Origin of the sequence: Acinetobacter sp. UBA2581 (assembly GCF_002339435.1) — a bacterium.
Taxonomy (GTDB): Bacteria; Pseudomonadota; Gammaproteobacteria; order Pseudomonadales; family Moraxellaceae; genus Acinetobacter; species Acinetobacter variabilis.
The window spans coordinates 23,401-35,414 of the sequence record NZ_DDLD01000049.1 but is presented as its reverse complement, the minus strand read 5'-3'; the positions used below and the strand labels follow the sequence as shown (position 1 = coordinate 35,414).

The window sequence follows — 12,014 nt, the reverse complement described above, 5'->3', positions numbered from 1 at the left end:
TGCTGCTTGAATCCGCCACTTAATTTTTTTAAATGAGTTAGCTAATTAAGTATCTAAATGTGTCTAATACACTTAAGTTTGGAAAATTTTAATTTCAGATTGTCTACTTTAATTAAATTTTGGATATATCTAGATCAATAAAAATTTATTCCATATTTTTTAAATAATTACGTACTAGCAATATTAAATAGAGAGCCAATCCAGAAACTGAATAACATAGCAACGATGCCCCAAATCATGACACGCAGTGCGCCTTTCCACATACTGCCACCGCCTGCATAGCTGGCTAATGCTCCCATAATTCCCAGACTAAGCACTCCCACCAGCATGACGCCCTGATCTAGCAAATGTGAAGGCAGAAATAAAATGGATACCAATGGAAATAAAGAACCTACCGTAAATGCTAATGCTGAAGAAAATGCTGCCGTAAAGGGCCGGGCAGCTGTCTGTTCCAGAATTCCAATCTCATCACGTGCATGCGCATCCAAGGCATTATGTGCAGTAAGCTGTTTTGCCACTTCTTCGGCCAGATCAGCTTCTAAACCTCGCTTGATATAAATATTTTTTAGCTCTTTTAATTCATGTACGGGATGCAGATTTAATTCCCGCTCTTCCATGGCGAGATCATTTTTTTCAATATCCTGTTGCGACTTAACCGAAATATATTCCCCAGCTGCCATCGAGGCTGCACCAGAAATCAGGCCAGCAACACAAGCAATCAAAAGTGTTTGTGAAGAAGCGCCACTGGCTGCCATCCCAACAACCAGACTGGTCACGGAAATAATTCCATCATTGGCACCGAGCACTGCGGCACGCAACCAGCCAGAACGTTGTATATAGTGTTTTTCATGATGATGGGAATGAGGCATGTCTTTCTCGTTCTTCTAGCGGATGAAATAAGATTTTAAATTTTAGTCACTCATTATTTTATCATCTTACTTTAAGCCAAATATTTCAAATATAAGTCTTCACTTTCAGAGATAGCTTCGAGTTTTATTTACTTATTTTTGAAAAATAGAAATTACTTATCGAGGATGTTTAAATGGGTTTTAGCCAGCGGTCGCAATAAACAACCCACTGGCGATACCTTAAAGGATGAATTCCTGATTATTATCAATAACCTTTCACTTTAAATAAGTAATAAGGTCAAAAGCTTAAACCAAATGCATTGCATCAAATAATTGATATCAACACCACTTCTTAACCTCGGATGGCAGCTTCAATTGCAGCGACATCAATTTTCTTCATGGTCATCATGGCATCAAAGGCTCTTTTAGCAACACCATGGTTTGAACTGTATGATGCTTCAAGTAAAGCTTTAGGGATGATTTGCCAGGAAACTCCTCATTTATCCTTACACCAGCCGCATTCACTTTCCTGCCCATTATTGTTCACAATCGCATTCCGGTATCGGTCCGTTTCTTCCTGATCTTGTGTGGCCACTTGAAAGGAAAAAGCTTCATTATGCTTAAATTCTGGTCCACCATTTAAACCAATACATGGAATACCCAGTACGGTAAAGTCTACTGTGATGACATCACCTGTTTTACCAGAGGGATAATCTCCAGGTGCAAGAACAATGGCACCTACAGATGAATTTGGAAAAGTTTCTGCATAAAACCGTGCAGCCTCTTCAGCATCGTGATCGTACCAAAGGCAGATGGTATTTTTTGCAATATTCATGATCTCGCCTCTGCGTAGAGATTAAGAGATGACGCATTTGTTTAGCCCTGCTTTACGCTTTTGAGTGGCTAAACAAATTTATCTATGCGTTCTATATTCGACCTAAGCTGGCAAAAGGCCAGTTTCTTTATTGTGTTTTTATTCTTCGAATTGTAATAACAGGTACTTCTTGATCTGCTGCAGATTTTATAAAGTGCTTTGCAGCTGTTCTAAGCCACTAAAATGTTTATAAAGTTGTCGATGTCCAGGTCAACAATATACCTTGCTTTTTTCATTTGCGCTGATTACAGACCGCTACTTTGAAAATACCTTAATGGTCGGAAACTCTATCTCTATCGTCAATGCGATGGCTGGGGTAATTGGTGTTTTCCTACTGTATAAAGGCTGTCTATATCTATCGTGAAAGTATGAAACTGGAAAAACTGACAGATTAAATTCCTTCCCCACAGTAAGGCCCTCAATCATTTAAGGGTTTTTTCTTTCTTTGTGAAAAATTAATTTAAAACCAAGGTCTGGATATTTCAATTTTTCAGGTTCTTTTCCTAAAAACCTGAGCTCAGCAAGCCTTGCAAAATAGCTCGTTTAAGACGACTTAGCCTTACAAAAAGCTACATTTCCAGTGCGTTAATTTCCTGGAATTATCTAAAAAATATTTTTATGAATAACATTAATTTATGTTATAAATTACAGCAATATTTTATTAAATTATTTATTGCGTAACTAAATTACGTATTGAATAATTAAAAAGATCCAGTATGATGAGTTAAATTCCTTCTTTTTCTTGTAGGCATCAGGAATCGATGCAGTTGAGCAAGTCAAAGAAGTCAGGCAAACGGATTTGTCTGCTCAATATAAAATGGCAGTGATACATCCGTGAGCCCTGAACAAGACAGTAAAAGATGAGCAATAGGATTGCTTTTAAATAATGAGGATGTTGTATGAATGAATTAGCCAATCCATTAGAACTGTGCGGATTCGAATTTATTGAATTTGTCTCTGAAGATGGCCAGCTGGATCCTGTTTTTCAAACCATCGGATTCACTAAAGTGGCGAAGCATAAATCGAAAAATGTCTATTTATGGCGCCAGGGCAATATTAATATCATTCTGAATTATCAGCCTGAATCATATGCAGCATTTTTCTATAAAGAGCACGGTCCTTCTGCTTGTGCAATGGGCTTCCGTACCAAGAATGCGGCAAAAGCTTTTCAAAAGGCGATTGAAATCGGTGCAGAACCGATTTATAGCAAAATCGGGCCAATGGAGCTTAACATCCCTGCGATTAAAGGAATCGGTGGTTCTCCAATCTTCCTGGTCGATTGTGACATTTACCAAAATGATTTTATCTTCTTTGATAATGTTCCATCGCGTCCAGCCGGCACAGGCCTGAATGAAATCGACCATTTAACGCATAACGTTTATAAAGGTCGTATGCAGTACTGGGCAGATTTCTATGAAAAGATTTTCAACTTCCAGGAAATCCGCTACTTCGATATTAAAGGCGAATACACTGGCCTGACTTCTAAGGCACTAACAGCACCAGATGGTAAGATCCGTATTCCACTAAATGAAGATTCAGACAAAGGTAATGGCCAGATCGCTGAGTTCCTGAACGAATTCAATGGAGAAGGCATTCAACACATTGCCTTTATCTGTGATGACCTGCTTGAGACCTGGGACAAGCTGAAAGCTTTAGGCACCAAGTTCATGACGCCACCGCCAAGCACTTATTATGAAATGCTGGATGAGCGCTTGCCGAACCATGGTGAGCCTGCGGATGAGCTGCAAAAACGCGGCATTCTGCTCGATGGCAATACCAAAGATGGTAACAAACGCCTGCTGTTACAGATTTTCTCTGAAAATATGATTGGCCCGGTGTTCTTTGAGTTTATCCAGCGCAAAGACGATGATGGTTTCGGTGAAGGTAACTTTAAGGCCTTATTTGAATCAATCGAACGTGATCAGATCAAACGTGGTGTTTTAGACATTTCTAAAGCCTGACCTTTTTAAAACCATACCGGTGTCTATGTAGTCTCATATGCATCGGTATGGTTGCCTCTGTTTCAACGTATACGCTCGTATAACACTTAAGATTCTGCATCGATGACGGCATAAAAATAATAAAGCACATCATAGCTCAGCACTTAATCTCACATGGATGATGAATAAAAATGCAGCATATTGAACAAGGAAACCTGAAAAAAGGTTTAAGTAACCGGCATATCCAGCTCATCGCACTCGGTGGTTCAATTGGTACCGGACTGTTTCTTGGAATTTCACAAACGATCAAGCTTGCTGGGCCTTCTGTTATTTTAGGTTATGCCATTGCAGGCTTGATTGCCTTCTTAATGATGCGCCAGCTGGGTGAAATGATTGTACATGAACCTGTGAGCGGTTCTTTTAGTCATTTCGCTTATAAATACTGGGGCAAATTTGCCGGATTTATGTCGGGCTGGAATTACTGGGTACTGAATATTCTGGTCTGTATGGCCGAATTAAGTGCCGTCGGTCTTTATATCCATTATTGGTGGCCAGAAATTCCGACCTGGGTCTCTGCCCTCGGCTTCTTCATTTTCATCAATATCATTAATTTGCTTCACGTGAAATTATTCGGTGAAATGGAGTTCTGGCTGGCGATCATTAAAGTTGGTGCAATTATTGCCATGATTGCGTTCGGCAGCTACTTGCTTGTCAGTGGTAGCGGCCATAGCCAGTCCAGTCTGGAAAATTTATGGCAACTCGGCGGCTTCTTCCCGAATGGAATCATGGGCCTGATTATGGCGATGGCTATGATCATGTTTGCTTTTGGCGGCATTGAGCTGGTCGGGATCGCAGCAGCAGAAACTGATAATCCGAAAAAGACTTTGCCTAAAGCAGTCAATCAAATTGTCTACCGTGTCCTGTTATTTTATATCCTGAGTCTGGTAGTGATTTTATCACTTTACCCTTGGAACATGATGGCGCAAGGTGGTAGTCCATTTGTGATGATTTTTGATTCTCTCGGCAGTCAGACAGTTGCCGGAGTTTTGAATTTCGTGGTGTTAACCGCGGCGGTTTCGGTATATAACAGTACTAACTACTGTACCAGCCGTATGCTCTTAGGTTTAGCCCAGCAAGGTAATGCGCCGAAGTTCTTAAGCAAGATTAATCAGCGTGGCATCCCTGTGAATGCGGTGATGGTTTCAGCGTTTTTCACCTTGATGTGCGTTTTATTAAATTATCTGGTACCGGAAAAAGCCTTTAGCATGTTGATGATGCTGGTGGTTGCTGCCATCGTGATTAACTGGCTTGTTATTTCCTATACTCATTTGAAATTCAAGACCTCAATGAATCGTACGCAGACTAGAACCGATTTTCCAAGTGTGGCTTATCCATTTACCAACTATTTATGTATCGCATTCATGGGCGGTATTCTGCTGATTATGAGCAGCACCCCGGATATGCGTGTTGCTGTCATCATGATTCCAGTCTGGATTGGTATTCTCTCGGTTGCCTACTTCTTTAAGCGCAAACAGGAATCTCAAACTACAATGTTAGACAACAGCAAAATTAGCACATTACCAGAAGCGTAATCGCTTATTGATTAGATTAGGATAGATTCATGTTTCAACATATTGATACTTATGCCGGCGATCCGATTCTCTCTTTAATGGAAGAATTCAACAAAGATCAGCGTAATAACAAAGTTAACTTAAGCATCGGCCTGTATTACAACGAAGATAATATCGTGCCGCAGCTAGACTCAGTGCAAAAAGCCTATACTTACCTGACCCCTGACTATAATAAAGTTCGTGTTTACTTGCCGATGGATGGTCTGAACAGCTTTAACCAGGCTGCACAGGAATTAATTTTTGGAACTTCCAGCCCTGCCCGCGAGCAAGGCCGTGTAGTCACGATTCAGACCTTGGGTGGCTCAGGTGCGCTAAAAGTCGGCGCTGACTTTTTGAAAAAATATTTTCCAGAATCTGAAATCTGGGTGAGCCAGCCGACTTGGGAAAACCATATTGCCATCTTTAATGGCGCTGGTATTCAGACCCATTTCTATCCTTATTATGATGCAGAAACCAATGCCGTTAATGTACCGGCGATGCTGGATTGCTTAAAACAGCTGCCCGCTCAAAGTATTGTGTTATTACATCCATGTTGTCATAACCCGACCGGGGCAGACTTACAGCCACATGAGTGGGATCAAGTCATTGAAGTATTAAAGGCTCAATCCTTAATTCCGTTCCTGGATATGGCATATCAAGGTTTCGGTCAGGGTCTGGAACAGGATGCCTATGCCATTCGTGCACTTGATCAAGCCAGAATGAACTTTATCGTCAGCCATTCATTTTCCAAAATCTTCTCTTTATATGGAGAACGTATTGGTAGCTTAAGTTTTGTCTGTGATGATAGCAGCAGTGCGCAAAATGTTTTAGGCCAGTTGAAAGCGACAGTTCGCCGGATTTATTCAAGTCCAGCGGCGAATGGTGCGCTATTGGTCAGTCAGGTGTTAAATACTCCAGAACTGTTTGAGCAATGGCAGGCTGAAGTTAAAGAAATGCGCCAGCGTATTTTACGTATGCGAGGCTTACTCAAAGAAAAATTGTCTCAGGCACTACCAGAACTTGATTTCAGCTACCTGACCCAGCAACAAGGCATGTTCAGCTATACCGGCTTAACTGCTGAGCAAGTGGATCTGTTAAAACAGCATTACGGTATTTATCTGGTCCGTAGTGGCCGGATGTGTACAGCGGGTCTGAACCTCAGCAATATTGATTATGTTGCAGAGTCGATGGCTGCGGTGATCAAAATGCAAAATGAAGCTGAACCGTTGATTGCTTAAAAATAATTAAGTTGTTAGAAGCCTTCTAGCTTAAGTGCTGGAAGGCTTTTTTTATGAATAGTGATTTGATCTTTTTAAATAAAAATAGGGTCAGATAAGGCTCTTTGAACCGTACCGGGTTTGTCGGAGAGTCAATATTTGGATATAAAAAAGATCCAGTACCCTATCAGGACTGGATCTATGTAATGACTATAAATTATATGTAATAGAAGAAAGTATTAGACAGCCACCTGTGGATTAAACAAGGCATCAATCTGTTTTTGGATCCCTAGCAGATAATCAATAGCCTGTTGCATCTGATCTGCTGGCAACTGGTCTTCTGTTCCGATACAGGTAATCACATGATCAAGCTGTCGGCTAAAGTTATACACCGGAATCGCCACTGCATGAATGCCCGCCATCATATCACCGGTCACTGACGCATAGCCCTGCTGCAGGATTTTCTCTTTAAGCTGCAAGAATTCTTCCCAGTTCGCGGGATATTGACCTGCTTTAGCGCTACTCGCCCACTCTTTTTCCAGCAAAGGCTTGATGATGTGTTCTGGCTGAAGGCAGGCATGTAAACGACCAGTTGCCGACTTTAGCAAAGGCATACGCGAGCCGACCCGAGTAATAATATTAAATACATGGTTGGATTCAAGCGACTGAACCACCACAGCACCATCAGCGAACCATTTACTGACATGAATACTGCAATTTAAATGCTGCTGAATCTGCGCAATATATTTTTGGGTTAATTCCAGCATATCGGTACGTTTTAAAGCATTGACCCCAAATGCGTGAGCACGCTCACCCAGGCCATAACGTCCATCACTGAGCTGCTGGGCATAACCTTTACGTATCAGACTCACCACATAACGATGCACTTTTGCAGGATGCATGGACAGGACTTCTGACAGCTCTTTTAACATCATCGGTGCATTATGTTCAGTCAATGCATCGAGTACAGTTAATCCTACTTCTAGAGACTGCACTCCTCCCTGTAATTTTTCTTCCTCAACGCTCATCGTTCCATCCTGCATATACGCATTAATTTTCATGGTTCTATAAAACCATTGTACTACTGAAATCAAAAATCTTGTTCGGCCAAATCTGATTCCAGATTCAAATCATATCCGCATTTTAACAAATTTACATTATTCATAATCAAATTATTTATTGCGTAATCTAAAAATATAAGTATGATTCTGTATAGAACTTAAATTTTCCACGGAAAGGATCCATATTTATGACGACACGTTTGAAGTCATTTGTCGACATCGCTCCTGATTCAGATTTCCCTTTAGAAAACCTGCCTTATGGTATTTTCAGTAATGAGCAAAACGCCCAACCGCGTGCCGGGGTGGCACTTGGAGAATGGGTAGTTGACCTGGCGGTATTGGAAGCAAAGGGTTATTTAAAGCTGGAACAAGTTCAGCAATTTTTTAACCAGCCAACCTTGAATACTTTTATTGAGTCAGGTAAAGCCAACTGGTCTAAAGTACGTACGGAATTACAAAAGTTACTGTCAGCCGATCATGCCGAATTACGCGACAATCAGGAACTCCGTGATCTGGTTTTCTTGAAACAGTCAGACGTCACAATGCATCTGCCGGTACATATCCCGGGCTATACCGATTTCTATTCATCCAAAGAACATGCCACCAATGTCGGCTGTATGTTCCGTGATCCGAAAAATGCCCTGTTAGCCAACTGGTCAGAACTTCCAGTCGGTTATAACGGCCGTGCTAGCTCCGTGATTGTCAGCGGTACAGAGATCGTGCGTCCATCTGGACAGATCAAATTACCGGATTCTGATCGCCCAGTATTTTCAGCATGTCGCAAACTCGACTTCGAACTGGAAACCGGCTTTATCATCGGCAAGCCAAATAACTTAGGCGAGCCCATTGCAATTGAAAATGCCTGGGATCATATTTTTGGTATGGTTCTATTCAATGACTGGTCTGCACGTGACTTGCAACAATGGGAATATGTACCGCTAGGTCCATTTAACGCCAAGACTTTTGCCTCTTCGATCTCGCCATGGATCGTAACCATGGAAGCACTTGAACCGTTTAAAACCAGTTCACCTGCTCAGGAGCCAAAACCTCTGGCTTATTTGTGTGAAGATAACAGCAGTAATAGCTATGACATTAACCTGTCCGTTGAAATTCAGCCTGAAAATTCAGACCAGGCTGATGTGATCTGTGAAACCAATTTCAAATATATGTACTGGTCGATGGCACAGCAGCTGGCTCATCACACCATTGCCGGCTGTAATGTACAGGTCGGTGATCTGATGGGTTCAGGCACGATTTCCGGCTCTACGCCAGACTCTTATGGTTCATTACTGGAAATTACCTGGAATGCCACCAAGCCACTGACTTTGTCGAATGGTGAACAGCGTACGTTCATTCAGGACGGCGACACCGTGATCATGAAAGGTCATTGTGAAAAAGATGGCCTGCGTATCGGTTTCGGTGCTGTGAGCGGCAAAATTCTGCCAGCGCTTGATTTCGGTTTTAGTGAATAAGCTGGAGTGAAATCATGACCATGAAACTATATACCTATTTTCGCAGTTCAGCCGCTTACCGGGTTCGTATTGCGCTCAACCTGAAAGGACTCGAAGCAAAACATATCCCGGTTCATCTGGTGAACAACGGTGGCGAACAGCATAGTGAAATGTTTCGTCGGGTCAATCCAGGAGAGCTGGTGCCAGCGTTGATTGAAGATGATTTCACGCTGACCCAGTCGCTCAGCATGATTGAATATCTGGAAGAAAAATTTCCGGAAACTCCCCTGTTGCCCAAGAATTTGCAACAGCGTGCACTAATCCGAGCCTTTAGCTTGAATATTGCCTGTGACATTCATCCATTAAATAACCTGCGTGTACTTCAGTACCTTAGCAAAACCCTGAATGCCAGCGATGAACAGAAAACTGAATGGTACAGACACTGGGTCATCACCGGTTTAAAAGCGCTCGAAGCTCAATTAACGCTTTCAAATGGCCAATTCTGTTTTGGAGATCAACCGAGCCTTGCAGATTGCTGTCTGATTCCACAAGTGTATAACGCTAAACGTTTCATCATCGATCTTTCAGATTTTCCGAAAATTGAATCGATTTATGCCCATTGTAACTCACTGGATGCATTTCAAAAAGCTGCACCTGAAGCGCAGCCCGATGCAGCATAAGAATATATAAGGATATAAACATGACTATTCAAATCGAAAAAATTCACCATGTCGCCTACCGCTGTAAAGATGCCAAAGAAACCGTGGAATGGTATAAAAAGAATCTGAACATGGACTTTATTCTGGCTTTTGCTGAGGATCATGTCCCGTCTACCAAAGCTTTCGACCCGTATATGCACCTGTTTTTAGATGCAGGCAATGGCAATGTATTGGCCTTCTTTGAACTGCCCACCCAACCGGAAATGGGCCGCGATGAAAATACCCCAAAATGGGTGCAGCATATCGCCTTAAAAGTGAAAGATCGTCAGGCACTGGTTCAAGCTAAAGAGCATCTGGAAGCCAATGGCGTAGATGTACTGGGCATTACCAATCACGGCATTTTCCATTCAATTTACTTCTTTGATCCAAATGGCCACCGTCTGGAACTGGCTTATGATGATGAAAAAGCACCTCAGAAAATTGCCATGATTACCGAAGAAATGAAGTATGACATGCTGGAACAATGGAGCACAACCAAACGCGCACCATCGCATACCCACTTCCTGCATGCAGATGAATTAGACCATAGCGCTCGCGAAGCCAAGATGGACGCTTGAATTTTAGGAAAAGGATCTCTGATGAATAAAGTCGTTGCCAATGCTCAGGAAGCTTTGGAGGATATCGTTGCAGATTATCAAACGCTCGCCGTTGGTGGTTTCGGTTTATGTGGTATTCCTGAAGCACTTATTGAAGCTTTAAAAAATACTGGTGTCACTGGTCTCACCTGTATTTCCAATAATGCAGGTGTGGATAATTTTGGTTTGGGCAAATTGCTGCAGACCAAGCAGATCAAAAAAATGATTTCTTCTTATGTCGGTGAAAATAAGGAATTTGAACGTCAATATTTAAATGGCGAGCTGGAAGTAGAGCTCACGCCCCAAGGAACACTGGCAGAAAAACTGCGTGCGGGTGGTGCTGGAATTCCCGCTTTCTACACCCAAACCGGTGTCGGCACATTGGTTGCTGAAGGCAAAGAAGTCCGTGAATTTGAGGGTAAAGAATTTATCCTGGAAAAGTCATTAACCGCAGATGTGGCACTGGTCAAAGCCTATAAAGCAGATAAGGCCGGCAACCTGGTCTTCCGTAAAACTGCACGTAATTTCAATCCCGAATGTGCCATGGCCGGGAAAATCACTGTGGCTGAAGTTGAACAAATCGTAGAGATTGGTGAACTTGATCCCGATGATATCCATCTGCCTGGAATCTATGTGAATCGCATTGTCGTTAATGCTTCACCAGAAAAACGCATTGAACAGATGACCTTAAAGGCAGGAGCATAATCATGGCTTGGACTCGAAATGAAATGGCTCAGCGTGCGGCACAGGAGCTGGAAGATGGTTTCTATGTCAATCTCGGTATTGGCTTGCCAACAGTGGTTGCCAATTATATTCCAGAAAATATCAATGTCTGGCTCCAGTCTGAAAATGGCTTGCTGGGTATTGATGAATTTCCAACTGTAGAAACCGTTGATGCAGATCTAATTAATGCAGGTAAACAGACAGTGACTGCCCGTAAAGGTGCTGCCTTCTTTTCCAGTGCGGATTCCTTTGCCATGATTCGCGGTGGACATGTCAATATTGCGATTCTGGGGGCAATGGAAGTTTCCGAAAAGGGTGATCTGGCAAACTGGATGATTCCAGGCAAGAAAGTCAAAGGTATGGGCGGTGCCATGGATCTGGTAGCCGGTGTGCAGAAAATTGTAGTGCTGATGGAACATACAGCGAAAGACGGTTCACCGAAAATCGTTCCTCAGTGTACCTTGCCGTTGACCGGTAAAGGTGTCGTCAATCGAATCATTACCGATCTCGGTGTGATGGATATTACTTCACGCGGAGTGGTTCTGGTAGAACTCGCTCAAGATGTCACACTGGAACAGATCAAAGCTGCGACAGGAGTTGAGCTGATTACGGATAGACTTGAGGCTGCCTGATCTGCTTCTACTGAATAATCAAAGCAGCGAAAGCTGCTTTGATTATTCTTATGAAATATTCCTTTAGCATCGTAATTACATTGAAGGTAAAGAATATTTTTCTATAATATTCATGTTCTTGCCATATAATTTTTAAAAGCCCAATAAAATTTTATGAATGTAATTCACCTTATTGGATCAAATAAAATTATCTTTATTTCTATTCAAATAAGTTTGCAGAAAAACTATTTTTTTTCGGTTTATTATTTTTTTATTAAGCTCAGTAAAACTTATAAAATTTAAGATTCAGAACTACTTTCACACTAATTTATATTTAAATTGATCACTAAAGATAATAATGATAATAAAATTTTAATTAGTAGAA

Annotated in this window: 10 protein-coding genes and 2 pseudogenes; 9 read left to right on the top strand and 3 right to left on the bottom strand. The window is 41.8% G+C overall.

Annotated elements, in window-relative coordinates; translation table 11 throughout:
- Positions 1–167 precede the first annotated feature (167 nt).
- A complete protein-coding gene (locus tag B3Q46_RS05825) occupies positions 168–869 on the bottom strand; it encodes a VIT1/CCC1 transporter family protein (RefSeq protein WP_175966924.1) in 702 nt (233 codons plus the stop codon).
- A gap of 331 nt (positions 870–1,200) precedes the next feature.
- A pseudogene (locus tag B3Q46_RS05820) lies at positions 1,201–1,683 on the bottom strand (VOC family protein).
- Between the two features lie 277 nt (positions 1,684–1,960).
- On the opposite strand from B3Q46_RS05820, the pseudogene B3Q46_RS05815 reads away from it, so the two are divergent.
- The 4 genes and pseudogenes from B3Q46_RS05815 to B3Q46_RS05800 all read left to right on the top strand — a co-directional run.
- Positions 1,961–2,117 (top strand): annotated as a pseudogene (locus B3Q46_RS05815) (MFS transporter); the annotation flags it as partial.
- A 504-nt stretch (positions 2,118–2,621) separates the two neighbouring features.
- Positions 2,622–3,683 (top strand): 4-hydroxyphenylpyruvate dioxygenase, encoded by a 1,062-nt coding sequence (gene hppD / locus B3Q46_RS05810; protein ID WP_175966922.1) that lies wholly within the window; start codon positions 2,622–2,624, stop codon positions 3,681–3,683.
- 170 nt (positions 3,684–3,853) lie between these two features.
- On the top strand, positions 3,854–5,254 hold the full coding sequence (locus B3Q46_RS05805; RefSeq protein WP_175966920.1) for an amino acid permease: 1,401 nt from the start codon (positions 3,854–3,856) through the stop codon (positions 5,252–5,254).
- A 29-nt stretch (positions 5,255–5,283) separates the two neighbouring features.
- Positions 5,284–6,510: an aromatic amino acid transaminase gene (locus B3Q46_RS05800; protein WP_175966918.1), complete on the top strand. Its 1,227-nt coding sequence runs from the start codon at positions 5,284–5,286 to the stop codon at positions 6,508–6,510.
- A gap of 218 nt (positions 6,511–6,728) precedes the next feature.
- On the opposite strand, the gene B3Q46_RS05795 is transcribed toward B3Q46_RS05800, so the two are convergent.
- Complete coding sequence (locus tag B3Q46_RS05795) at positions 6,729–7,550, bottom strand: IclR family transcriptional regulator (protein WP_414631438.1); 822 nt, start codon at positions 7,548–7,550, stop codon at positions 6,729–6,731.
- Positions 7,551–7,738: 188 nt separating this feature from the next.
- On the opposite strand from B3Q46_RS05795, the gene fahA reads away from it, so the two are divergent.
- Genes fahA through B3Q46_RS05770 form a run of 5 tightly spaced genes read left to right on the top strand, consistent with a single transcriptional unit; the run spans position 7,739 to position 11,650 of the window.
- Positions 7,739–9,022 (top strand): fumarylacetoacetase, encoded by a 1,284-nt coding sequence (gene fahA, locus B3Q46_RS05790; protein WP_175966916.1) that lies wholly within the window; start codon positions 7,739–7,741, stop codon positions 9,020–9,022.
- 20 nt (positions 9,023–9,042) lie between these two features.
- On the top strand, positions 9,043–9,681 hold the full coding sequence (gene maiA / locus B3Q46_RS05785; protein WP_175968173.1) for a maleylacetoacetate isomerase: 639 nt from the start codon (positions 9,043–9,045) through the stop codon (positions 9,679–9,681).
- A gap of 20 nt (positions 9,682–9,701) precedes the next feature.
- A complete protein-coding gene (locus tag B3Q46_RS05780; RefSeq protein WP_175966915.1) occupies positions 9,702–10,277 on the top strand; it encodes a VOC family protein in 576 nt (191 codons plus the stop codon).
- A 21-nt stretch (positions 10,278–10,298) separates the two neighbouring features.
- On the top strand, positions 10,299–11,000 hold the full coding sequence (locus B3Q46_RS05775) for a CoA transferase subunit A (protein ID WP_175966913.1): 702 nt from the start codon (positions 10,299–10,301) through the stop codon (positions 10,998–11,000).
- Between the two features lie 2 nt (positions 11,001–11,002).
- Positions 11,003–11,650, top strand: a complete 648-nt coding sequence (locus B3Q46_RS05770; protein WP_175966911.1) for a CoA transferase subunit B — start codon at positions 11,003–11,005, stop codon at positions 11,648–11,650.
- Positions 11,651–12,014: the final 364 nt, after the last annotated feature.